This window comes from Haliea alexandrii (genome assembly GCF_003719295.1).
GTDB lineage: Bacteria > Pseudomonadota > Gammaproteobacteria > Pseudomonadales > Halieaceae > Haliea > Haliea alexandrii.
Genome location: NZ_RFLW01000001.1, coordinates 151241 through 174876, shown reverse-complemented (window position 1 = coordinate 174876; position 23636 = coordinate 151241). Strand labels below are relative to the sequence as shown.

At 63.3% G+C, this 23636-nt stretch carries 18 protein-coding genes and 1 tRNA gene; 15 read left to right on the top strand and 4 right to left on the bottom strand.

Annotated elements, in window-relative coordinates:
• Nucleotides 1-13: 13 nt before the first annotated feature.
• The 6 genes from pilQ to hemE all read left to right on the top strand — a co-directional run bounded on the left by pilQ (nucleotide 14) and on the right by hemE (nucleotide 10989).
• Nucleotides 14-2173 (top strand): type IV pilus secretin PilQ, encoded by a 2160-nt coding sequence (gene pilQ / locus EGJ68_RS00800; RefSeq protein ID WP_123032677.1) that lies wholly within the window; start codon nucleotides 14-16, stop codon nucleotides 2171-2173.
• A 17-nt stretch (nucleotides 2174-2190) separates the two neighbouring features.
• A complete protein-coding gene (aroK, locus tag EGJ68_RS00795) occupies nucleotides 2191-2712 on the top strand; it encodes a shikimate kinase AroK (protein ID WP_084639025.1) in 522 nt (173 codons plus the stop codon).
• 68 nt (nucleotides 2713-2780) lie between these two features.
• Complete coding sequence (gene aroB / locus EGJ68_RS00790) at nucleotides 2781-3881, top strand: 3-dehydroquinate synthase (RefSeq protein WP_123033962.1); 1101 nt, start codon at nucleotides 2781-2783, stop codon at nucleotides 3879-3881.
• Nucleotides 3882-4001: 120 nt separating this feature from the next.
• Nucleotides 4002-8444: a glutamate synthase large subunit gene (gene gltB / locus EGJ68_RS00785; protein WP_123032676.1), complete on the top strand. Its 4443-nt coding sequence runs from the start codon at nucleotides 4002-4004 to the stop codon at nucleotides 8442-8444.
• A gap of 21 nt (nucleotides 8445-8465) precedes the next feature.
• A complete protein-coding gene (locus EGJ68_RS00780) occupies nucleotides 8466-9887 on the top strand; it encodes an FAD-dependent oxidoreductase (protein ID WP_123032675.1) in 1422 nt (473 codons plus the stop codon).
• Between the two features lie 31 nt (nucleotides 9888-9918).
• Nucleotides 9919-10989, top strand: a complete 1071-nt coding sequence (gene hemE, locus EGJ68_RS00775; protein ID WP_123032674.1) for a uroporphyrinogen decarboxylase — start codon at nucleotides 9919-9921, stop codon at nucleotides 10987-10989.
• 8 nt (nucleotides 10990-10997) lie between these two features.
• Here the strand turns inward: hemE and cysE are convergent, their stop codons facing one another.
• Nucleotides 10998-11840: a serine O-acetyltransferase gene (cysE, locus tag EGJ68_RS00770; RefSeq protein WP_123032673.1), complete on the bottom strand. Its 843-nt coding sequence runs from the start codon at nucleotides 11838-11840 to the stop codon at nucleotides 10998-11000.
• A 28-nt stretch (nucleotides 11841-11868) separates the two neighbouring features.
• Complete coding sequence (trmB, locus tag EGJ68_RS00765; protein ID WP_233248627.1) at nucleotides 11869-12519, bottom strand: tRNA (guanine(46)-N(7))-methyltransferase TrmB; 651 nt, start codon at nucleotides 12517-12519, stop codon at nucleotides 11869-11871.
• 102 nt (nucleotides 12520-12621) lie between these two features.
• Here trmB and EGJ68_RS00760 point away from each other — a divergent pair, with 102 nt between their 5' ends.
• On the top strand, nucleotides 12622-13350 hold the full coding sequence (locus tag EGJ68_RS00760; RefSeq protein WP_123032671.1) for an acyltransferase: 729 nt from the start codon (nucleotides 12622-12624) through the stop codon (nucleotides 13348-13350).
• A gap of 67 nt (nucleotides 13351-13417) precedes the next feature.
• On the opposite strand, the gene EGJ68_RS00755 is transcribed toward EGJ68_RS00760, so the two are convergent.
• Both EGJ68_RS00755 and EGJ68_RS00750 read right to left on the bottom strand, forming a co-directional pair.
• Nucleotides 13418-14404, bottom strand: a complete 987-nt coding sequence (locus EGJ68_RS00755; protein ID WP_123032670.1) for a serine/threonine protein kinase — start codon at nucleotides 14402-14404, stop codon at nucleotides 13418-13420.
• 50 nt (nucleotides 14405-14454) lie between these two features.
• Nucleotides 14455-15174, bottom strand: coding sequence for a ComF family protein (locus tag EGJ68_RS00750; RefSeq protein WP_123032669.1), 720 nt, complete (start codon nucleotides 15172-15174; stop codon nucleotides 14455-14457).
• A 77-nt stretch (nucleotides 15175-15251) separates the two neighbouring features.
• Between EGJ68_RS00750 and bioB the strand changes: the two genes are divergently transcribed.
• From bioB to EGJ68_RS00710, 8 genes are all read left to right on the top strand, one after another.
• On the top strand, nucleotides 15252-16286 hold the full coding sequence (gene bioB / locus EGJ68_RS00745; RefSeq protein ID WP_123032668.1) for a biotin synthase BioB: 1035 nt from the start codon (nucleotides 15252-15254) through the stop codon (nucleotides 16284-16286).
• An 11-nt stretch (nucleotides 16287-16297) separates the two neighbouring features.
• Nucleotides 16298-17467: an 8-amino-7-oxononanoate synthase gene (gene bioF / locus EGJ68_RS00740; protein WP_233248626.1), complete on the top strand. Its 1170-nt coding sequence runs from the start codon at nucleotides 16298-16300 to the stop codon at nucleotides 17465-17467.
• The gene (gene bioC / locus EGJ68_RS00735) at nucleotides 17460-19037 is read left to right on the top strand and encodes a malonyl-ACP O-methyltransferase BioC (protein WP_123032667.1); all 1578 of its coding nucleotides are present in this window, start codon (nucleotides 17460-17462) and stop codon (nucleotides 19035-19037) included. The genes bioF and bioC overlap by 8 nt, the downstream gene beginning before the upstream one ends.
• On the top strand, nucleotides 19034-19705 hold the full coding sequence (bioD, locus tag EGJ68_RS00730; RefSeq protein WP_123032666.1) for a dethiobiotin synthase: 672 nt from the start codon (nucleotides 19034-19036) through the stop codon (nucleotides 19703-19705). Before bioC ends, bioD begins: the two co-directional genes overlap by 4 nt.
• A gap of 172 nt (nucleotides 19706-19877) precedes the next feature.
• Nucleotides 19878-21677 (top strand): acyl-CoA dehydrogenase C-terminal domain-containing protein, encoded by a 1800-nt coding sequence (locus EGJ68_RS00725; RefSeq protein ID WP_123032665.1) that lies wholly within the window; start codon nucleotides 19878-19880, stop codon nucleotides 21675-21677.
• 133 nt (nucleotides 21678-21810) lie between these two features.
• On the top strand, nucleotides 21811-22017 hold the full coding sequence (locus EGJ68_RS00720) for a DUF3094 family protein (RefSeq protein WP_123032664.1): 207 nt from the start codon (nucleotides 21811-21813) through the stop codon (nucleotides 22015-22017).
• A gap of 82 nt (nucleotides 22018-22099) precedes the next feature.
• Nucleotides 22100-22176, top strand: a tRNA-Pro gene (locus EGJ68_RS00715).
• Between the two features lie 193 nt (nucleotides 22177-22369).
• On the top strand, nucleotides 22370-23632 hold the full coding sequence (locus EGJ68_RS00710; protein WP_123032663.1) for a tyrosine-type recombinase/integrase: 1263 nt from the start codon (nucleotides 22370-22372) through the stop codon (nucleotides 23630-23632).
• Nucleotides 23633-23636: the final 4 nt, after the last annotated feature.

Here is a 23636-nt window from a genome sequence, read left to right as displayed (position 1 = left end):
ATTGGTGACAGCCATGTTGAAAAATACAGCAAATTTGGGGAATAGTGCCGTGAAAGAGGGATCTTGCAGACGGGGTTTTGCACTGCAACGGCTGGCAGCATTACTGGTTTTCAGCCTCTTCGGTCAGGCCGTGCTGGCAGCGCCGACAGTGACAGATATCGAGTTCGCTTCGCGCCCCGGCAGCAAGATCGAGGTGCGGCTGGATTTCGATGAAACGCCGCCTCCGATGGAGGCCTACACCATCGAGAAGCCGGCGCGTATCGCCATCGACTTCCCGGGTACACGCAGTGCCCTGCCGCAGAAAAGCTATTCCCTGCCCTACGGCAACGCCACTGGCGTGGTCGTGCTGGAGTCGGGTGATCGAACGCGCCTCGTGTTGAACCTGGTCAAGCTGGTGCCCTACGAAACCCGCATTGAAGGCAATAGCCTGTTCCTGGTGGTGGGCCAGGAAAGCAGCGGCGATTACGTCAAGCCGTCCAGCGATCCCAATGCACTCACCGCCCGTGTGGAACAGGTCGCGCGCGAGCGCTCCTCAATCAACGACCTGCAGTTCCAGCGCGCTGGCGGTGGCGAGGCGCGCTTGACCCTTGAGCTCAGCAACCCGTCGGTGGATGTCAACGTGTTCAGTGAGCGCGGGGATATTCGCGTTCAGTTCCTCGACACCAGCGTGCCGGAACACCTGATGCGCCGCTTTGACGTGACGGATTTCGCCACGCCGGTGACCAGCGTGGACGTCAACAGTGCGGAGCGCGGTGCTACCCTGACCCTGAAAACGACGGGTGAGTTCGATTACCTCGCCTACCAGACCGATAACCAGTACGTGATTGCGGTCAAGCCCCTCACCAAGAAGGAACTGGAAGAGCGCCGCGACGAGTTCACGTATGTCGGAGAGCGTATCTCACTGAACTTCCAGGACATCGAAGTGCGTGCGGTGCTGCAGTTGATTGCCGACTTTACCGAACTCAACCTGGTGGCGAGCGACACGGTCTCTGGCCGCATTACCCTGCGCCTGCAGAACGTACCCTGGGACCAGGCACTGGAATTGGTGCTGCGCACCAAGGGCCTGGACAAGCGTCAGGTGGGGAACGTATTGATGGTGGCACCGGCGGCCGAGATCGCCGAACGTGAGCGCCAGCAAATTGAAGCCAACAAGCAGATTGCCGAACTGGCGCCGCTGCAGAGCGAGTTCATTCGCATTCGCTATGCGAGTGCGGCAAGTGTGGTGAGCCTGTTTGAAGCGGGTTCGGAAGACGGCGGTACGCTGATCTCCCCACGCGGCTCGGTGATTGTGGAGCCCCGCACCAATTCTCTGATCGTGACGGAAACCGCTTCCAAACTGGCGGAAATCCGCGACCTTATTGACCTCGTGGACATTCCAATCCGCCAGGTGATGATTGAGGCGCGTATTGTTATCGCCCAGTCCGACCTGGAGCAGGAGTTGGGCATTGAATGGGGCGGCGGCTTTGTCGACTCGGACGTCAACGGCAATGCCGTGTCCATCTCCGGCGACACCGCCAACGTGGCGGCGATCAACCAGTCGGTCATTGACGGCACGGCCAGCAGCGTCAATTTCCCCGGCGCCCTGATGGTCGACCTGGGTGTTGCCTCCAAGGCGGGTGGTTTCGCCATTGGGTTCACCAGTGAAGATCTGTTTCTGACCGCCGAGTTGTCGGCTCTGGAAGCAGCAGGCAATGGCGAGGTGGTGTCCCAGCCGAAGGTGATTACCGGCGACAAGCAAAAGGCGATTATCAAGTCCGGTTCCGAAATTCCCTATCAGGAGGGCTCGCTCAGCGGTCAGAACACCACCTCCTTCAAGGAAGCGGTGCTGCAGCTCGACGTGACACCGAACATCACGCCCGATGATCGTATCCTGCTCGATCTGATCATTACTCAGGATTCACTGGGCGACCTGGTGCCGAGTGGTCAGGGCGGCTTCATTCCGTCTATCGACACCACCGAGCTGACCACACAGGTGCTGGTAGGCAACGGGGAAACGGTCGTGCTGGGCGGCGTGTTCCGCACCGAAGACATCGAGTCGGTGACCAAAGTGCCGTTCTTTGGCGATATTCCCTACGTGGGTCGCCTGTTCCGCAATGAGTCCAACTCCAAGACCAAAACGGAAACGCTGATCTTTATTACTCCGCGTATTCTCGCCGACAGTCTGCTGGATTAGGGCGCGCTTCACGTCCCATGCCAGATTTGCACCGCGTCTTTCTGGTCGGCCCCATGGGGGCCGGCAAGAGCACCATCGGCAAGTACCTCGCACGCCAGCTGGGTCTGGCGTTTGCGGACACCGATACCGAAATCGAGCATCGCACCGGCGCGGATATCCCCTGGATCTTCGACGTAGAGGGTGAGTCCGGTTTCCGCGACCGCGAGCAGCAGGTGGTGGAGGAGATGACGCAGATGGACGATATCGTCCTGGCCACCGGTGGCGGCGTTATCATTCGGCCGGAAAACCGGGATGCCCTGGGCAAGCGCGGTTTCGTGATCTATCTGCACGCCACAGTCGAAGAGCAGACCCGTCGCACGCGCAACGACCGCAAGCGTCCCCTGTTGCAGACCGGCAACCCGGCCACCGTGCTGCGCGAGCTGTTTGCGGTACGCGACCCCCTGTATCGTGAAATTGCCGACTACGTCATCGATACTGACGGTTGCAGCCCGCGCACTGTCGCCCAGCGTCTGATGGAGGCGCTCTCCCCCGAGCACTAAAGACAGGGTGGGGATCGCAAGGCTAGAATAGCGGTTCTTTGCCCTGGAGTACCCCCGTGTCTGTCATCATGCATACCGTCCATGTCGATCTGGCTGAGCGCAGCTATCCGGTCTACATCGGCCGCGACCTGTTTTCCGACCCGCAGCTGCTGCTCGGGCACTTGCGCGGGCGCGAGGTGGCTATCGTCAGCAATGTCACGGTGGCGCCGCTTTATGTGCAGCGCTTGCGTGCAGCCTTGGGCGAGGGCCGCCGCATCACGGAAATCATCCTGCCTGACGGCGAACAGCACAAGACACTGGCAACCTTTGAGCACATTCTGGAGCGCCTGCTGGCGGATCGCCACAGCCGCAGTACCACCCTCATTGCCCTGGGCGGTGGGGTGGTAGGTGATATCACGGGCTTCGCGGCAGCCTGCTACCAGCGTGGCGTCGAGTTCATTCAGGTGCCGACAACACTGCTCGCCCAGGTGGATTCTTCCGTGGGCGGCAAGACGGCCGTCAATCACCCGCTGGGCAAGAACATGATCGGCGCGTTTCACCAGCCGCGCGCCGTCCTGATCGATACCAACAGTCTGCATACACTGCCCGCGCGCGAACTGTCCGCAGGACTCGCGGAGGTGATAAAGTACGGCCTGATCTGTGACGCGGAGTTCTACGCCTGGTTGCTGCAGGCGATGCCGCGGCTGCTCGCCCGTGATGACAGCGCACTGGCGGAGGCCATAGAGCGCAGCTGCGCGCTGAAGGCCAGTGTGGTCGCGGCCGATGAGCGTGAGGGTGGCGTGCGCGCGATACTGAACCTCGGGCATACTTTCGGCCACGCCATTGAAACCGCGCAGGGCTATGGCAGTTGGCTGCACGGGGAGGCGGTGGCGGTGGGCATGCTGCTGGCGCTGCGCCTGTCGGTGGGCCGTGGCTGGGTGGCTGCGGAAGAAGTGGCGCGGCTGGAGTCCTTGCTGCGCGCCGCGCAGCTGCCACTGGATGTGCCTGCGGGTATGTCCCCGGCCATGTTCATCGACCTTATGGGGCGCGACAAGAAGGTCGTGGACGGCCAGTTGCGCCTGGTGCTGCTGCGTGCCATCGGTGAGGCCTGCGTTGTGGCTGACGTTACAACGCAGGAGCTTGAGGGCTTGCTGGGTGCCGCCGCAGCCAGCGCGGAGAGCGCCTGTTGAGGCGGTTTGTTCCGCGCTGCCCAACTGTGTAAAATGACCTCCCCCTTTCGCCCGAGTGCTGCCGAGGCACGGGGCGTGTCGGTGTAACCGTTTGTTTTCATTACCTATTCTGGACACAGTATGAGTGCAGGCTTGTTTAGCCCTGAAGAATTCCGCGACAACTGTGGCTTCGGCCTGATCGTCCACAGTGCGGGCGATGCCAGCCATCGTCTGTTGCAGACCGCCATCGAGTCGCTGACCTGCATGACGCACCGCGGCGGTATTGCCGCGGACGGCAAGACCGGTGACGGCTGTGGCCTGCTGTTGCAGATGCCGGTGCCCTTCATGCGCACCCTGGCGCGCGAAGCCTTTGGCGCAGAGCTGGACGACCCTTTTGGTGTCGGGCAAATATTCCTCAATCTGGATGAAGCCCGCGCTGCCGCCGCGCGCGCCGCCATGGAGCAGGCGCTTGTCGATCAGGGGCTGACGGTTGTCGGCTGGCGCGAGGTACCCACGGACAGCAGCGTGTGTGGCGAAATCGCCCTCGCCACCCTGCCGCGCATTGAACAGATCTTCTTCAGCGCGCCTGGCCTCACAGCGGACGAGCTTTCAACCCGCCTGTTTGTGGCGCGGCGCAAAGCCGAGATGGCCAACCAGAGCGACCCCGACTTCTATATCTGCAGCCTCTCGGGGCGTGTGATCGCCTACAAGGGTCTGGTGATGCCGGTCGACCTGCCGCGCTTCTACCACGACTTGGACGATGAGCGTCTGGAAACCGCGATCTGCGTGTTTCACCAGCGTTTCTCCACCAACACCATGCCCCGCTGGCCGCTGGCGCAACCTTTCCGCCTGTTGGCTCACAACGGCGAGATCAACACCATCGACGGCAACCGCAATTGGGCCGAGGCGCGCACCGCCCTCTTCCAGACCGACCGCTTGCCCGACATCAGTGCTATTGCGCCGCTGGTGAACCGCACCGGCTCCGACTCCTCCAGCCTCGACAACATGCTCGACGTGCTGCTGACCGGCGGTGTGGATATGCCGCGTGCCCTGCGCATGCTCATTCCCCCTGCGTGGCAGAACATGGAGGACATGGACCCGGACCTGCGCGCCTTCTACGAATACCACTCCATGCACATGGAGCCCTGGGACGGCCCTGCCGGCATCGTGCTCACCGACGGACGCTACGCTGTCTGCCTGCTGGACCGGAATGGCCTGCGCCCGGCGCGCTGGGTCAAGACCAAGGACGGCTTTATCACCCTGGCATCGGAAGTGGGCACCCACGGCTACCGCAGCGAAGACGTGATCGCCAAGGGGCGCGTCGGCCCCGGCCAGATTCTCATGGTGGATACCCAAACCGGCGAGATGCTGCACACCGCCGATATCGACAACCGCTTGAAGAACCGTCATCCCTATAAGCGCTGGCTGAAGGAAAACTCCTACCATGTAGAAGGAACCTTTGGCGGTGAGCAGGCGCCCGGTATTGAGCCGGACATGCTCATGCCGTACCAGAAGATGTTCCAGGTGACGTTTGAGGAGCGCGACCAGGTGTTGCGCCCGCTGGCGGAGTCAGGCAATGAAGCGGTGGGCTCCATGGGCGACGATACGCCCATGGCCGTGCTCTCGCGCCATGAACGGCCCCTGTACGACTTCTTCCGGCAGAAGTTTGCCCAGGTGACGAACCCCGCGATCGATCCGCTGCGCGAGGCCATCGTGATGTCGCTGGAGACCGATCTCGGCGCGGAAAAGAACGTGTTCCACGAAGGTCCGGAGCACGCCGACCGCGTGATTCTGAGCTCGCCGGTCCTGTCGCAGGGCAAGTTCAACACGCTGCTGACAATGAATCGGCCCGGCTTTGAAGTGTGCGATATCGATGGCACCTACGACCCCGCCGAGATGGATTTGCAGCAGGCGGTGGCCCGGCTCGTGGATACCGCGGAACAGGCGGTGCGCAAGGGTGCCACCATTCTGATTATCTCCGACCGCTTGATCGCGCGTGAGCGCCTGCCGATTCACAGCCTGATGGCGACCGGCGCTGTGCACCACCACCTGATTGGCCAGGGCCTGCGCTGTGATGCAAACCTGGTGATTGAAACCGCGAGTGCCCGCGACTCCCATCAGGTGGCGTGCCTGCTCGGGTTTGGCGCAACGGCCATCTATCCCTATCTCGCCTACAGCGTGCTCGAGGACCTGATCCGCGATGGTGAACTGCTGGGCGAACCGAGCACCTGCTACAAGAACTACCGCAAGGGCATCAACAAGGGCCTGCTCAAGATCATGTCCAAAATGGGCATTTCCGCGGTCAGCTCCTACCGCGGCGCGCAGTTGTTCGAGGCCGTAGGGCTCGCGCGCGAAGTGGTGGATACCGCCTTCTGCGGCGTGGCCTCGCGCATAGAAGGCGCCGGCTTTGCGGAACTGGAAGGCGACCAGCAGCGTCTGGCAAAAGTGGCCTGGAACCCGCGCAAGCCGCTGCAGCAGGGCGGTCTGCTGAAATATGTGCACGGGCAGGAATACCACGCCTTCAACCCCGATGTGGTCACTACGCTGCAACAGGCGGTTGCTACCGGGGATTATGCGATCTATCAACGCTACGCCGAGCTGGTCAATTCACGCCCGGTAGCGACGATTCGCGACCTGCTGCAACCGGTGCTGGCGGCCAAACCGCTGGAACTCGATGCGGTGGAGCCGATTGCGGCCATTCTGCCGCGCTTCGATTCCGCCGGCATGTCACTGGGGGCGCTCAGCCCCGAGGCGCACGAGGCGCTGGCGGCGGCGATGAACAGGCTGGGTGCGCGCTCCAACTCGGGTGAAGGCGGTGAGGATCCCGCCCGCTACGGCACCGAGCGCAGCTCGAAAATCAAGCAGATCGCCTCGGGCCGTTTTGGCGTTACCCCGCATTACCTGGTGAACGCCGAGGTACTGCAGATCAAGGTGGCGCAGGGCGCCAAGCCCGGTGAAGGCGGGCAGCTGCCCGGCGGTAAAGTGAACGAGCTGATTGCACGTCTGCGCTATTCGGTGCCGGGCGTCACGCTCATATCTCCCCCGCCGCACCACGATATCTACTCGATCGAGGACCTGGCGCAGCTGATTTTTGACCTCAAGCAGGTTAATCCCAAGGCGCTGGTGTCGGTGAAGCTGGTGTCCGAGCCTGGCGTGGGGACCATCGCGGCGGGCGTTGCCAAGGCCTATGCGGACCTGATTACCATCAGTGGCTACGATGGCGGCACCGCTGCCAGCCCACTCACCTCCATCCGCTATGCCGGTTCGCCCTGGGAGCTGGGCCTGGCCGAGGTGCAGCAGACCCTGCGCGGCAATGGGCTGCGCGGTGTCATTCGTCTGCAGACCGACGGCGGCCTGAAAACCGGGCTGGATGTGGTCAAGGCGGCGATACTGGGCGCCGAGAGCTTCGGTTTCGGCACGGGCCCCATGGTGGCGCTGGGGTGTAAATACCTGCGCATTTGTCACCTGAACAACTGTGCGACCGGTGTTGCCACGCAGAACGAAAAGCTGCGCCAGGACCACTTCAACGGCACCATCGAAATGGTCACCCATTTCTTCACGTTCATCGCTATGGAAACGCGCGAGTGGCTGGCGCGCCTGGGTGTGCCATCCCTGGAGGCCCTGATCGGGCGTACCGACCTGCTGGAACGGCTGCCCGGCAATACGCCGAAACAGGCGCGCCTGGACCTGGGCCCCATCCTGCACAAGGATGCCGGCTCCGAGGGGCAGCCCGAGTACTGCCAGGTGGTTGCCAATCACCCCTTCGACCGCGCGGAGAAAGCCGAGGCCATGGTGGCTGCGGCCTTGCCCGCGATCGAATCACGCAGCGGTGGCGAGTATGAATTTGCCCTGACCAACTGCGACCGCTCCATCGGCGCGCGGCTCTCAGGTGAGATCGCTCAGCGCTACGGCAACAACGGCATGGAAGATGCCCCGATTGTGCTGCGTCTTACCGGCACCGCCGGGCAGAGTTTTGGCGTGTGGAACGCGGGCGGCCTGCACATGTATCTGGAGGGTGACTGCAACGACTATGTGGGCAAGGGCATGGCCGGCGGCAAGCTGGTGGTCTACCCCGCACGGGATGCCAATTTCCGCTCCCAGGACACGGTGATTATCGGCAACACCTGCCTCTACGGCGCCACCGGTGGCAGGCTGTATGCCGCTGGCATCGCCGGCGAGCGTTTTGCCGTGCGCAACAGCGGCGCGCAGGCGGTGGTGGAAGGAGCGGGTGACCATTGTTGCGAGTACATGACGGGCGGCACGGTGACCGTGCTCGGCCCCACGGGCGTGAACTTCGGCGCCGGGATGACCGGTGGTTTTGCCTACGTGCTGGACCAGGACCGTTCATTTATCGACAAGTACAACAGCGAACTGGTGGATATTCACCGGGTCAACTCCGAGTACATGGAGCCTTACCGCAACCACCTGCGCACCACGATTCGTGAGTTCGCGCAGGAAACCGGGTCGGCCTGGGGTGCCCAGTTGCTGGATAACTTTGAGGATTACGTGGGCAAGTTCTGGCTGGTCAAGCCAAAGGCGGCAGATTTTAACCAGCTGCTGTCACGTCTGCGTAACACCGACTAGGCGCCGGGAGGCGAAAGCGTTATGAGCAAGCGTTTGTCGAATGACTTCCAGTTTATCGACGTGGGCCGCACGGACCCGAACAAGAAAAGCGTGGAGACACGCAAGACAGAGTACGTCGAGATCTATGAATCCTTCTCGGCTGACCGTGCGGCGGAACAGTCGCACCGTTGCCTGGAGTGCGGCAACCCCTACTGCGAATGGAAGTGTCCGGTACACAACTTCATCCCCAACTGGCTCAAGCTGGTCAGTGAGGGCAACCTGTTCGAGGCGGCGGAACTCAGCCACCAGACCAACACGCTGCCGGAGGTGTGTGGGCGCGTCTGCCCGCAGGATCGTCTCTGCGAGGGTGCCTGTACCCTGAACGACGGCTATGGGGCGGTGACTATCGGCTCCTCCGAGAAATACATCACCGACACGGCGCTCGCCATGGGTTGGCGCCCGGACATGTCCAAGGTGGTGCCTACTGGCAAGAAAGTCGCGATTATCGGTGCGGGCCCTGCGGGCCTGGGCTGTGCTGACGTGCTGACCCGTGCCGGCGTTACGCCCGTGGTGTTTGACCGTTACCCGGAAATCGGTGGCCTGCTGACCTTCGGTATTCCGGAATTCAAGCTGGAGAAAGACGTGATGGTGCGCCGTCGCGAGGTGTTCGAGGGCATGGGTATCGAGTTCCGGTTGAACACCGAGGTGGGCCGCGATATCAGCGTGGCCGAGCTGATGGAAGAATACGACGCGGTATTCCTCGGGATGGGAACCTATAAGGCGATGCAGGGGCGCTTCCCGGGCGAAAACCTGCCCGGCGTACACAAGGCGCTGCCCTACCTTATCGGTAACGTGAATCACAACCGGGGTTATGCGCAGGAGCCGGCGGACTACGTGAACCTCAAGGGCAAACGCGTGGTGGTGCTCGGCGGCGGCGACACCGCTATGGATTGTGTGCGTACGGCCGTGCGCCAGCAGGCCGAGCACGTGATTTGCGCCTACCGTCGTGACGAAGTGAACATGCCCGGCTCCCGCAAGGAAGTGGCCAATGCCCGCGAAGAGGGTGTGGAGTTCCTGTTCAACCGCCAGCCGATCGAGATTGTCGAGTATTTCGGCCGTGCCTGCGGCGTCAAGATGGTGGAAACCGAACTCGGCGAGCCGGATGCCGGTGGCCGCCGTCGGCCTCAGCCTGTGCCCGGCAGCGAGAAAGTGCTGGAAGCGGACGCGGTCATCATTGCTTTTGGTTTCCAGCCCGACCCACCCGCCTGGCTGCGCGAGCTGGGTGTACAGGTCAATGAATGGGAGGGCGTTGTCGCCCCGGAGGAACAGGAGTACCGCTTCCAGACCACCAACCCCAAGGTATTTGCCGGTGGTGACATGGTGCGCGGTTCCGATCTGGTGGTGACCGCTATCTGGGAAGGACGTCAGGCCGCCGAGGGCATTCTGGATTTTCTCGAGGTCTGAACCTGGCCGCTAATCTGCACACGGAGACCCTGTGACCGAACTGAAGAACGACCGCTTCCTGCGCGCCCTGCAACGCCAGCCCGTCGACCGCACCCCGGTGTGGATGATGCGCCAGGCCGGGCGCTATCTCCCTGAGTATCGCGCCACCCGCGAACAGGCGGGCTCCTTTCTTGACCTCTGCAAGAACGCCGAGCTGGCCTGTGAAGTCACCCTGCAGCCGCTGCGTCGCTATCCGATGGATGCGGCGATTCTTTTCAGCGACATTCTCACCGTGCCCGACGCGCTGGGCCTGGGCCTGTACTTCGAAGAAGGCGAAGGCCCCAAGTTCCGCAAGACGGTGCGCAACGAAGCGGACCTCGCGGGGCTCAAGGCGATCAAGGCGGCGGATGACCTGGGCTATGTCATGAATGCGGTGAGCACCATTCGCCGTGAGCTGAATGGCAGCGTACCGCTGATCGGTTTTTCCGGCAGCCCCTGGACGCTGGCGACCTACATGGTGGAGGGCGGCTCCTCCAAGGATTTCGCCCGGGTGAAGGCCATGGCTTATGACCAGCCTGAACTCATGCACCAGTTGCTGGCGCTGCTGGCCGATGCGGTGGCCGATTACCTGACCGAGCAAGTGCATGCCGGCGCCCAGGCGCTGCAGATCTTCGACACCTGGGGTGGTTCCCTGAGTGCTGCCGGCTATAAGGAATTCTCACTGAAGTACATGCAGCGCGTCGTCAGCCGCCTGCCTACCGAGGCCGATGGGCGCAAAGTGCCGGTGATCATCTTCACCAAGGGTGGAGGCCAGTGGCTGCCCGCCATCGCCGATGCCGGCGCGCAGGCGGTGGGAATCGACTGGACCACGGACATTGGCGCAGCGCGCGCCCAGGTGGGCGACCGGGTCGCCCTGCAGGGCAATATGGACCCCTCCATGCTGTATGCCTCGCCAGCGCGTATCCGTGAGGAGGTAGCGAGCATACTGTCGGGTTATGGCCACGGCCCCGGCCATGTGTTCAACCTGGGCCACGGCATCACGCCGGGTGTGAACCCGGATCACGTTACTGCCTTTGTGGATGCGGTGCAGGAGTTCTCGCCCCAGTACCACCACAACGACTGAGGGCCGCGTCAGCGCTGGCGTTGCGCCTGGGCCGCGTCGTCGCAGGCGAGTTCCTGCTCGGGGTCGCAGCAGAAGCTGTGGTCCATTTCCAGCGCGGGTGACTGTGATGCCGGCTTGCCCACCACCTTGGCCGGCACGCCCGCCACGGTGGTATGCGGTGGCACTTCGTCCAGCACCACGCTGCCGGCACCCACTTTGGCGCCGTCGCCCACCCGGATATTGCCCAGAATTTTTGCCCCGGCACTGATCAGCACACCGTTGCCGATTTTCGGGTGCCGGTCACCGTGTTCCTTGCCCGTGCCCCCCAGAGTGACGGATTGCAGGATCGAAACATCGTTGCCGACCACGGCAGTTTCGCCAATCACCAGGCCGGTGGCATGGTCCAGCATGATGCCGCTGCCCAGTTTGGCTGCCGGGTGAATATCCACGGCGAACTCCACCGCCACCCGGTTCTGGAAGAACAGCGCCAGGGAGTGGCGTCCGCGCTGCCACAGCCAGTGACCCACGCGGTGTGTTTGCAGGGCATGAAAGCCCTTGAAATACAGGAAGGGTATGTAGATTTCCTGGCAGGCGGAGTCACGTTCTTCGACCGCAAGGAGGTCGGCGCGAATGGCCTTGCGCAGGCTGGCATCGTCCTTGAGTGCTTCGAGAATCACCTCGCGCAACAACAGGGAGGACACGGTTGGACTGTCCAGCTGGGTGGCCAGATGGAAGCTCAGTGCACACTCCAGGTTGTTGTGGTTGAGAATGGTGGCGTGCAGATAGCTGGCGAGTATCGGTTCTTCCGCCGCATGCTGCTGCGTTTCGCGCACTATCCGGTCCCAGACTGGATCGGCTTTCCTGATGGGCATGTCAGTTCCTCGTTTCCGGGCGCATACTTTAGCGTATACGCCCCTGATACCGCCACAGCGTGTGGCCGCTGGCCCGGTACTTGTCTTCAAAGCGCGTCAGGGGCGGGGCCTCGGGCACCGTCTGTACACAGCCCCGAACCCCGGCAAGGTGCATCGCCACACCGAATTCCTCCACATAAAGCGGCCAGTTGGAGCGCAGCTCCACGCGGCCGCCCAGCGCCAGCAGGTCGGCAAAACCCGGGTGGCCGTGAACACGCCGCTGCAGGTGGCGCGCCTTGGGCCAGGGGTTGGGGTATAACAGGTAGTGAAAATCCACGCGGTACCCGGCCCTTGCCAGTTCCCGCCACAGCGGCTCGCACTCCGCCTGCAGCAACACATACTGCCCGTGCTCGCCCTGGTGCAGTGCCAGCCGGTGCGCGGAGCGGTCGATGCCGATGACCAGGTGCTGCGGGTGCGCGGTGGCCAGCTGCGCGGTGCTCATGCCTGTGCCGCAGAAGGAATCCAGCACCAGCGGCCGCGGGTCGCTTGCCAGCTGCTGTGCCAGCGTGTCCCACGCGGCCCTGTTATGAGCGGCCAGCGGGCTCAGGCAGGGCTGTTCGAGGTGGCGGCGCACGGTCTGTGCCAGACGCGGGTGCAGCCCCTGCTGGTTGCTGATGACCGGGCGGGATGAAGCTTGCACGCGGGGTCGGCTCCTGTAACAGTGAGGCGGGCGCTTGAGTTGCGCCAGCGGGGTTGTCATCATAAATCGCCGCGCTACCACGACCCAACAGGGAATTGCACCATGCACCAGGACCTGCGCCCATACTGGCTAAAACAACTCTACCTGCGCTACCGGCGCTGGTATGCGGATTACTTCCTGCGCCCGCGCTGCACCGAGTTGGGGTCGCATCACACCATCATGAAGCCCTGGTACGTGCATATTTCCGGCGCCAATATTCGAATCGGGCGCTGTTTCACAGCGATCGGGGAGCCCATGCACCGGGTGCAGATAGGCGTGTGGGGCCGCGAGGCGGGACAGGGACGTATTCAGATTGGCGACTGTGTGTTGATGAGCCCGGGCGCTCGGCTCAGTGCCAGTGACGAAATCGTGCTTGGTGATGGGGTGATGATGGCAAACGGGTCCTACATCACGGATTCGGATTGGCACACGCTGTACGACCGCACGGCGCGCGCCCCGGAGCCCACCCCGGTACATATTGGTGACAACGTCTGGCTGGGTGATCACGCCACCGTGCTCAAGGGCGTCACCATTGGTGCCAACAGCGTGGTGGCGGCGCAGGCCGTGGTGACCCGGGATGTGCCGGCGAATGTGGTGGTAGCCGGGAACCCGGCGCGGGTGGTAAAGGAATTGGACCCGCAACGCGGTTTTACCACCCGTATGGATCTGTTTGCCGACCCGGCGGGCGCGGAGGCGTTCTTTGATGCGGTTGACCGCGAGGTGCTGCGCGAGAATTCGCTGCTGCGCTGGCTGTGGTCGGTGGTTTATCCCGCCGGAGCGTCGGGGAGGTAGTTTATTCCGCGTGCCGCCCCTGGCCGGCCGCACCTGGCCGGCCGCACCCCCACACGTTGGCCCTGCGCTAGAGGAGGCGCAGGGGCTCTTCCTGCAGCGCCGCGAGCTGTTCGCGCAGCTCCAGCACGTGGCTCGCCCAGTAGCGCTCGGTGTTGAACCAGGTGAAGCTGCGCGGAAAGGCGGGGTCGCTCCAGCGGCGGGCCAGCCAGGCGGCGTAGTTGACCAGGCGCAGGGTGCGCAGTGCTTCTATCCAGCGCAGCTGGCGCGGTGCGAAATCACCGAATTCGTTGTAACCCTCTATCAGCTCGGCCAGCTGCAGCTCGCGTTCATGACGCTCGCCGCTCAGGCACATCCAGAGGTCTTGCACCGCGGGTGCCATGCAACAGTCGTCCAGGTCGACGAAGTGCGCGCAGTTGTCGCGCCAGAGTATGTTGCCGATGTGGCAGTCGCCGTGCACGCGGATCAGGTCTTCGTCCTGCACCTCGCCGTACAGTGGCAGAACCACCGCCAGCAAGTCGCGGGTGAGGCTGTCGTAGGCCGGCTGCAGGTCGCGGGGAATAAAGTGCTCCAACAGGTAGCCGCGGTTGTGTGTGAGCATGTTCTCGACACTGAGTGTGGGGCGGTACTGGAAGCGTGCGCTGGCGCCCACAGTGTGGATGCGGCCCAGCGTGCGGCCCAGCACCAGCAGGCTGTCCATGTTATCCAGTTCCGGCGGGTAGCCGCCGCGGCGCGGAAAAAGCGCAAAGCGAAAGCCTTCGTGCCGGTGCAGGCTGTTGCCGGAGGCGTCAACCAGTGGTGCGACCACGGAGATTTCCGCGTCCTGCAACTCCAGGCTGAAGGCGTGTTCTTCCAGAATCTGCTCGTCCGTCCAGCGCCCCGGCCGATAGAACTTGGCAATCAGTGGTTGTGCGTCCTCAATGCCTACCTGATAGACGCGGTTTTCATAGCTGTTCAGCGCCAGCAGGCGCGCGTCGCAGAGGTAACCGGCGGACTCGACGGCATCAATAACACAGTCGGGTGACAGGCGATCGTAAGGGTGTTCGGCAGGGGTCATCAGGGTGCTCCAGGCTCCACCGCGGCCAGCGGTGCGACGCGCGCAGTGTATCAGGTCGCCGGAGGCGGGGTGCGAGCCAGGCACCAGAGTTGCACATCCGCTGCGCCGGCGCTCTTCAGCAACCTGGCGATGGCTTCGGCGGTGGCCCCGGTGGTCATCACATCGTCGATCACGGCAATGCGCTGTCCATTTACTGACGCCCCCAGGGCAAACGCACCGCGCAGATTGTGCGCGCGTTGGTGTGCCGTGAGGGTGGCTTGAGCGGGCGCTGCGCGCGTCCGGCGCAGCACGCGCACGGGCAGCGGCAGTGGCCGTAGGCCGGGGTCGCGGTCCTGCAGTGCCATTGCCAGCAGCGTGGCCTGGTTGAAACCGCGGCCCAGTAACCGGCGCCAGTGAATCGGCACAGGCAGTAGCAAGTCGCGGTCCCGCGGTGGTTCCACCGTGGACAGCCAGAGTTCCGCCAGCAAACCGCTCAGGCGCCGTTCCCGCTGGAACTTCCATCGAGCGATGATGTAGCCGAGGTGCGGCTCGTACAGGAAGGGCGCGATAACCCGGTCCAGGGCCGGCGGGCGTTGTAGGCAGGCCGCGCACAACTCCGTATTGTCGTCCGGCAGCGGCAGCGCACAGCAGCGACAGCACGCGTGGTTTTCCACCAGCTGCGCGGCGCAACAGGCGCACAGGGGCAGGTGGCTGGCGCTCGGCAGCCGGCATAACAGGCAAAGCTGTGGAAACAGCCCGTCCAGCAGCCGGCGGCCCCATCTGTCAACCAAAGGTCACGCTCCAGGTTGACAGCGCGCCGCCGCGGCTTATCATGTCGTGTTCTAGTCTATTGCCATGGATATCCGTCATGAATGCTCCTGCCACCGCGCCCGCACCCCTTCGCCACGACTGGAGCCGCGGAGACATCGAGGCGCTGCTGGCGCTGCCTTTCAACGATCTGCTGTTTCGCGCGCACAGCGTGCACCGCGCCTATTTTGACCCGAACGAGGTGCAGGTGAGCACGCTGCTTTCCATCAAAACCGGCGCCTGCCCCGAGGATTGCGCCTACTGCCCGCAGAGCAACCGTTACGACACCGGGCTGGAAGCGGAAAAGCTGATGGAGGTGGAGAAAGTACTGGCGCAGGCGCAGGCGGCGAAATCCAGCGGCGCGACGCGGTTCTGTATGGGCGCCGCCTGGCGCTCGCCCAAGGCGCGCGACATGCCCTATGTGGTGGCCATGGTCAAAGGGGTGCGCGAACTGGGCCTGGAGAGCTGCATGACTCTGGGCATGCTTACCGAGGCGCAGGCCAGGGAGCTGGCAGAGGCCGGTCTCGACTACTACAACCACAACCTCGACACCTCTCCTGAGTATTACGGGGAAGTGATTACGACACGCACCTATAACGATCGGCTCGATACGCTCGGCCATGTGCGCGAGGCGGGCATGAAAGTGTGTAGCGGCGGCATTGTGGGCATGGGCGAGTCGCAGCGCGACCGCGCCGGCCTGCTGCAGCAACTGGCCAACCTGCCCGAGCACCCCGAAAGCGTGCCCATCAACATGCTGGTGCGGGTAGAGGGCACGCCGCTGGCGGATGAGGCAGACCTGGATCCCTTTGATTTTATTCGCACCATTGCGGTGGCGCGCATTCTCATGCCCGCGTCACACGTGCGCCTGTCCGCCGGGCGCGAGTCAATGAACGAGCAGATGCACGCACTGGCCTACTTTGCCGGCGCCAACTCCATCTTCTACGGCGAAAAGCTGCTCACCACGCCGAACCCGCAGGCGAATGCCGACATGGCGTTATTCCAGCGTCTGGGCATTCGTCCGGAGCAGCGCGAGGTGGACAGTGCTCCCGCGGTGCCGACGCCCCAGTTCTACGACGCAGCCGCGGTGGCGCACTAGCCGCCGACGCCGTGAAGGAGGCCTTTCCGCAACGTCTGCGGGCGGTGCTGGAGGCGCGCCGTGCGGCCGGACTGTATCGCCAGCGCCTGACCCTTGAGTCGGCGCAGGGGCCGGCGGTGCGGCTCGCCGGGCGCGAGTACATCAATTTCTGCAGCAACGACTACCTCGGCCTTGCTGCCCACCCCAAGGTGATTGCCAGCCTGCGCGCTGCTGCCGAGCGCTGGGGAGTGGGCAGCGGGGCATCGCACCTGGTGTGTGGCCACAGCGGCCCGCACCGCGAACTGGAAGAGGCCCTCGCCGCGTTTACCGGCAGGCCGCGGGCGCTGTTGTTCTCCAGCGGCTACGCCGCGAATACCGGCGTGCTGCAGGCCCTGTTGCAGCCCGGTGATACCGTACTCCAGGACCGTTTGAACCATGCCTCCCTGCTGGATGGTGGCCTGCACAGCGGCGCACGGCTGCGCCGTTTCGCACACAACGACTGCGCCGACCTGGCGCGCAAACTCGGCGCGGCCCCCGGACCCGCATTGGTTGCCGTTGACGGCGTGTTCAGTATGGACGGCGACACCGCACCGCTGGCAGAGCTGGCGGCCACCTGCGCCAGCCACCAGGCCTGGCTGATGGTCGATGATGCCCACGGCTTCGGTGTACACGGCGCGAGTGGTGCCGGCAGCCTGCAGGCGGCAGGGTTGACTGAGCGCGATGTGCCGGTGTTGATGGCAACCCTGGGCAAAGCACTGGGCACCTCCGGTGCGTTTGTGGCGGGCAGCGAACTGCTCATCGAGGCGCTTATCCAGTCCACACGGAATTACATCTACACCACCGCCATGCCACCCGCATTGGCAGCCGCGAGCCTCACTGCGTTGCAACTGCTGGGTGAGGAAGCCTGGCGCCGCACGCACCTTGAGCAGCTGATCGACCTGTTTCGCCGCGGCGCCGCGCAGAGTGGCTTGCCGCTGATGGCGTCATCCAGTGCGATCCAGCCGCTGCTGGTGGGTGACCCCGAGCGCGCCATGCGTCTCAGCCAGCGCCTGCGTGAACGCGGCTTCTTGATCAGTGCCATTCGCCCGCCCACGGTGCCCACCGGCACCTCGCGCCTGCGTATTACACTGACTGCCGCGCACTCCCCGGCGCAGGTCAGCGCGCTGCTGGACGCGCTGGCGGAGTGCTGGTCAGGTGCCTGATGTACCCGTCACCGCCGAGTACCTGCGCGCGAATCAGCCCTCATCGGTAGACCTGGTGCTGCTGCACGGTTGGGCGGGCAGCAGTGATTGCTGGCGCCCCTTGCTCGCTGCCCTGCGTGGCTGGGCGAACGTGACTTTGATTGACTGGCGTCCTGTTGCCTCGGTGCACGAGGTGGTGGACCAGGTGCTGGCCCTTGCGCCATCGCGGGCCGTATACGTTGGCTGGTCGCTGGGCGGGCAGCTGGCGGCTGCGCTGGCAACCCAGGCGCCGCAGCGCGCAAGCGGGCTGGTCACCGTGGCCAGTAACCCGCGATTCAGTGCCGAGGGCAGCTGGCCGGGTGTGGCGCCTCCAGAGCTGGCGAGTTTTCAGCATGAGCTGGCGCGCAATCCTGCGCGTACCTTACGTCGTTTCATCACATTGCAGTGCCAGGGGCATGCCGAGGAGCGGGCACTGGCCCGTCAGCTGGCCGCGCAGAGTACTGGCTGGTCCACGCCCGCGCTGGCTGCGGGCTTGCAGTGGTTGGCGGAGCTGGATATGCGCAGCGTGCTCCCCGCGCTGACCTGCCCGCAGCAGCATTTGCTTGCCGGCGCGGATGCGCTGGTGCCTGACGTCATTGGTGAGCGCCTGCGTGAGCTGTTGGCGGGAACAGCAGCGGCCTCCGTAGAGACCTGGCCGGGCACATGCCACGCGCTGCCCCTCGCGGCGCCGGTTGCGCTGGCAAGTGCCCTGCAGCGTATTGTTGCGTACGAGGCCCCCGGCACCGAAGCCACGCTGGCAGCCCAGCAGGCGCCGGTCAGTAAGCAGGCGATTGCCCAATCCTTCAGCCGCGCCGCACCGCGCTATGACAGCGTTGCCGCCTTGCAACGTGATGTGGGTGAGCGCTTGCTTCGTCTACATCCTCCGCTTGGCAGCCCCCCCGCCACAGTGCTGGACCTCGGCTGTGGTACAGGCTACTTCCAGCCACAGCTGGCCGCGCGCTATCCGGAGGCCGATTATATTGGCCTGGACCTCGCTCAGGGCATGCTCTCCTGGGCGCGTACCCAGCACCCCGAGGGCACCGCCTGGGTCGCCGGGGATGCCGAAGCTTTACCCCTGGCAGCGGGTTCCATAGACCTTGTGTTCAGCAGCCTGGCCTTTCAGTGGTGCTACCGCCCGGACCTGCTGTTTGCCGAATTGGCCCGGGTACTGGCTGCCGGTGGGCGGTGCTTTTTCAGCTCCCTCGGCCCGGCGACCCTGCACGAGTTGCGACAGGCCTGGGCGGCGGCGGACGGCGGCCAGCATGTGAATGACTTTCTGCCGCCGGCACTGCTACAGGCCGCCGCCGATGCCACCCCCGGCGTGCGTCTCACGCTGCAGAGCGAGCGCATCGTGCTGCGCTATGACAAGGCGACGGAACTCCTGCACGAGCTGAAAACGCTGGGTGCGCACAATATGAACAGCAAGCGCCCGTCCGGCCTGACTGGCCGCCAGCGCCTTGCGGCCATGGTGCGGGCCTACGAAACATGGCGCGAGCCCAGTGGGCTGCCCGCCACCTATGATGTCATCTACGGGACACTGGAGAAGCCATGAGCCGCAGGTATTTTGTGACCGGCACCGACACCGAAGTGGGCAAGACAGCGGTCAGTTGCGCGCTGCTGCACGCGGCCGGGGCGCGGGGGCTGCGCACCGCAGCAGTCAAGCCGGTGGCAGCGGGCTGTGACGCGCAGGGGCACAATGAAGACGCGCTCGCGTTGCAGGCGGCCATGAATATGTCCCTGCCCTACGAGCAGGTCAATCCGGTGGCCCTGCAGCCCGCCATTGCTCCCCACATCGCCGCGGCGCGCGTGGGCAAGCGCCTGCAGGTGGAGCGCCTGGCGGGGCTCTGTCGGGGTGTTTTTGCCAGCGGAGCGGACCTGGTGCTGGTGGAGGGTGCCGGCGGCTGGCGCGTGCCACTGGGCCCGCGTGAAACCCTGGCTGACCTCGCTGTGGCACTGGGAAGTGATGTGATCCTGGTAGTGGGCATGCGTCTCGGTTGTATCAACCACGCCCTGCTCACCGCCGAAGCCATCCGCGCCGATGGCCTGCGTCTGGCTGGCTGGGTGGCCAATCAGCCCGGCGAGCGCATGTCCTGCCACGAGGAAAATGTGGACACATTGCGTCAACTGTTGCCGGCGCCCCTGCTGGGTGAGCTGCCCCACCTGTCGCCTTTCGACCCCGAGGCTGCCGCGCAACATATTGATATAAAGCCACTTTTATAACTTTCGGGCTGTGTTCGGCGCGCTCCTCTCAGCACCAGCTACCGGTATGGGCTGTTCACTCGCCACTGTGCGCTGCCTGGCAAATTCTGCAAAAGATATTTGACTTCGGTTGTAATTCGCGCAAAATGTGAGCACCGAAAACATGGGTCCACCTGCATTGCGAGGTAACAGCATGCCGCAGTATAAAGCGCCGCTCCGGGATATCCGGTTTGTGATGAACGAGTTGCTTGAATCCGAGGCTCTGTATAAGCGCCTGCCTGGCTATGAAGAAGCCACGCAAGAACTGATGGATGCCATCGTGGAAGAGGGCGCCAAGTTCGCCGAGAACGTGTTGTCACCGCTCAACGAGCCGGGTGATGAAGAAGGTTGCAGCTGGAAGGATGGCGTTGTCACCACACCCAAGGGTTTTCCCGAGGCCTACCAGCAATTCGTGGCTAACGGCTGGCCGGCATTGGCTGCCGATACCGCCTACGGCGGCCAGGGCATGCCCGACCTGCTTGGCATTGTCGCCAACGAACTCGCCGGCACCGCCAACTGGTCCTGGCTGATGTACCCCGGTCTCAGCCACGGCGCCATCAAAACGATCGAAGAGCATGGCGATGAGGCGCAGAAACAGAAGTACCTGACGCGACTGGTCGAGGGTGGCTGGACCGGCACCATGTGCCTCACGGAGGCTCATTGTGGCAGCGACCTCGGCCTGCTGCGCACCAAGGCCGAGCCTCAGGCAGATGGCAGCTACGCCATCTCCGGCACCAAAATCTTCATCAGTGCCGGTGAGCACGACATGGCGGAGAACATCGTTCACATTGTGCTGGCGCGCCTCCCCGATGCGCCCGAAGGCACCAAGGGTATTTCCCTGTTTATTGTGCCCAAGTTCAACGTGAACGACGATGGCAGCCTGGGCGAGCGCAACGGTGTGCACTGCGCCTCCATTGAAAAGAAAATGGGTATCAAAGCTTCCGCGACCTGTGTGCTCAACTTCGACGGCGCAACCGGCTACCTGATTGGCCCACCCAACCGCGGCCTGAATGCCATGTTCACCTTCATGAACACCGCGCGTATCGGCACCGCGATCCAGGGCCTGGCCCACGGTGAACTGTCTTACCAGGGTGCGCTGGCCTACGCCCGCGACCGCCTGGCCATGCGCAGCCTCACTGGCCCGAAAAACCCGGATGGCCCCGCTGACCCCATCATCGTGCACCCCGATGTGCGCCGCATGCTGCTCACGCAGAAAGCCTTTGTGGAAGGCAGCCGCGCGTTGCTGTATTTCCTTTCCCAGCAGGGTGATATCGTGCACACCGGCAGTGAGGACGACGCCAAGGCGGCTGACGAGCTGCTGGCGCTGCTGACACCTATTGCCAAGGCGTTTGTGACCGAAACCGGTTATGAAGCGGCCAATTTGGGCGTGCAGGTGTACGGCGGCCACGGCTTCATCAAGGAATGGGGCATGGAGCAGATTGTGCGCGACGCACGCATCGCCATGCTTTACGAAGGCACCACCGGCATTCAGGCGCTCGACCTGATTGGACGCAAGGTACTTGGTTCCGGTGGCAAGCTGCTGATGGGCTTCACCGAGATCATCGGCGCCTTCTGCGACGCCAACACCGATGCGGCCGATGAGCAGTTCACCAGCGCCCTCAAGACCTACAAGGACGAGTGGTTGGAGCTCTCGCTGAAAATTGGCGAGAAAGCGATGCAGAATCCGGATGAAGCGGGTGCCGCCGCGGTTGATTACCTGATGTACAGCGGCTACGTCACACTCGCGTACTTCTGGGCGCGCATGGCCGTGCTGTCGCGGCAGAAAATGGCCGCTGCCGACGGTGATACCGCCTTCTATGAGGCCAAGGTGTTGACCGCGCGATTCTACTTCGACCGTTTGCTGCCGCGTACGCTCGCGCACAAGCAGGCACTGCTCTCCGGCGCCGAAAACCTCATGGATATGCCCGACGCGTTGTTTGATGTGGCCGGCTGATTCTGGCCCGGCGTTTGGCCCGTGCGTTCTGCCGCGGGCCATTGCGCCATCTGATCTGGGCGAGACCATGGCAGACGCGTGACATTTCCGCGGCATGCGGGGAGAATATGTTACCTGCTACCGGGAGGATGTGATGTCGGATCAAAATGCCCAACCAGATAACCAGCCTCGCCTGTACCCTGAAGATCAGGCGAAGGTGGATGAATTCGTCACCCGCGGCGTGAATTCGGTAGAGCGCAAGCCGTTTAAGCCCATGAGGCTGCTGGTGCTGCTGATGGTGGTGGTGGTCGGCTTCAGCCTGATGAGTCAGCTGATTGCCAAGTGGGCTGGTATCTACTGAAGTTAAGCGAGCAGGCCCGGCGCAACTGAGAGGCCCTTGGTTCCCGCACGGGGCTCTGGTATATTTGCGCTCCTCAAAAACTCGGTGTGTAGCGCAGCCTGGTAGCGCACTTCGTTCGGGACGAAGGGGTCGGAGGTTCGAATCCTCTCACACCGACCATTTACCCATCCAACAACATCCGCAAACGTCCCTAAGGCCCTGTGAATCAGGGCTTTTTTGTATATACTCATTCCATAGCCGTCCGGGGGTATTCGGTAGAATCCTCAAAAAGTGGGGGTAATTCTGGGGGTACTTTGCATACCCCCAAGTGCGATACCCCCAAATCGGCGCACCTTCAACGGGAGTGCAGGGTATGGCAAAGCTAACAGCAACCGAGGTGAAACAGGCCAAGCCAACGGAGAAGCCGCGCAAGCTGGCGGACGGGGGCGGGCTGTTCCTGCTGGTGAAGCCTGCCGGGGGTAAGCTGTGGCACTACAAGTACCGCTTCGCTGGTAAGGAAAAGCTGCTGTCACTTGGGGTATACCCCGACGTAAGCCTGGCGACGGCGCGCAAGCGCCACCAAGAGGCACGCGAAAAGCTGGCGGAAGGTATTGACCCCGGCAATCAGCGCAAGGTTGAGAAGCTGACTCAACACCTAGCGTCATCCAATAGCTTTGAAGCTGTGGCCCGTGAGTGGTTCAACCAAGTAATGCCCACCAAGTCAGCTAGTTATCGTGACCGCACAGGCCGCATTCTCGAAAAAGACTTATACCCGCCGCTAGGTGCCCGGCCCATCGCATCTATTACCGCACCAGAGCTACTGGCGGCACTACGCCGTGTTGAGAGCCGGGGCGCGTATGACATTGCCCACCGTGCCAAGCAAACCGCCGGACAGGTGTTCCGTTACGCCGTCGCCACCGGCAGGGCGGAGCGTGACCCATCCGCCGACCTGAAAGGCGCACTAACCCCCAAGCGAGCTAAAAAGCACCATGCCGCCATTACTGACCCTGCTGGCGTCGGTAAGCTGCTGGTGGCTATGGACGGCTTCGAGGGCACGCCGACGGTTAAGGCTGCACTGCTGTTGTCTCCACTATTGTTTCAGCGCCCCGGAGAGATTCGCGCAATGGAATGGGCAGAGATAAATTGGGACGCCGCACAGTGGGAGCTGCCCGCCGAACGAATGAAAATGAAGCTGCCCCATGTTGTGCCGCTATCGGCTCAGGCTCAGGAGATACTGCGGGAGCTGCAACCGCTGACTGGCCGGGGGCGTTATGTTTTCCCAAGTGCGAGGGGTGCTAGTCGCTGTATGTCTGATAACGCTGTCAGAATTGCGCTGCGTACTATCGGCTACGACAAGGACACCATGACACCGCACGGCTTCCGTGCAATGGCGCGCACGCTGCTAGATGAAACGCTGGGGTATAGGGTGGACTGGATAGAGCACCAGTTAGCGCACGCCGTCCGCGATGCCAATGGTAGAGCCTACAACCGCACCAGTCACATAGAAGGCCGCCGTACCATGATGCAGGGGTGGGCAGACTACCTTGATGTGCTCCGGGTGCAGGCTCAGGGTGGTAATGTTGTGGTGGGTGAATTTGGTGCGCTAGAAAACCGCCGACCTGACAACTCTTTATAGAAAG

Bases quoted from the DNA above. Each gene is read 5' to 3' on its own strand.
- pilQ (WP_123032677.1), top strand. From the start codon at position 14: ATGTTGAAAAATACAGCAAATTTGGGGAATAGTGCCGTGAAAGAGGGA.
- aroK (WP_084639025.1), top strand. From the start codon at position 2,191: ATGCCAGATTTGCACCGCGTCTTTCTGGTCGGCCCCATGGGGGCCGGC.
- aroB (WP_123033962.1), top strand. From the start codon at position 2,781: ATGCATACCGTCCATGTCGATCTGGCTGAGCGCAGCTATCCGGTCTAC.
- gltB (WP_123032676.1), top strand. From the start codon at position 4,002: ATGAGTGCAGGCTTGTTTAGCCCTGAAGAATTCCGCGACAACTGTGGC.
- EGJ68_RS00780 (WP_123032675.1), top strand. From the start codon at position 8,466: ATGAGCAAGCGTTTGTCGAATGACTTCCAGTTTATCGACGTGGGCCGC.
- cysE (WP_123032673.1), bottom strand. From the start codon at position 11,840: ATGCCCATCAGGAAAGCCGATCCAGTCTGGGACCGGATAGTGCGCGAA.
- EGJ68_RS00760 (WP_123032671.1), top strand. From the start codon at position 12,622: ATGCACCAGGACCTGCGCCCATACTGGCTAAAACAACTCTACCTGCGC.
- EGJ68_RS00755 (WP_123032670.1), bottom strand. From the start codon at position 14,404: ATGACCCCTGCCGAACACCCTTACGATCGCCTGTCACCCGACTGTGTT.
- bioB (WP_123032668.1), top strand. From the start codon at position 15,252: ATGAATGCTCCTGCCACCGCGCCCGCACCCCTTCGCCACGACTGGAGC.
- bioD (WP_123032666.1), top strand. From the start codon at position 19,034: ATGAGCCGCAGGTATTTTGTGACCGGCACCGACACCGAAGTGGGCAAG.
- EGJ68_RS00725 (WP_123032665.1), top strand. From the start codon at position 19,878: ATGCCGCAGTATAAAGCGCCGCTCCGGGATATCCGGTTTGTGATGAAC.
- EGJ68_RS00720 (WP_123032664.1), top strand. From the start codon at position 21,811: ATGTCGGATCAAAATGCCCAACCAGATAACCAGCCTCGCCTGTACCCT.
- EGJ68_RS00710 (WP_123032663.1), top strand. From the start codon at position 22,370: ATGGCAAAGCTAACAGCAACCGAGGTGAAACAGGCCAAGCCAACGGAG.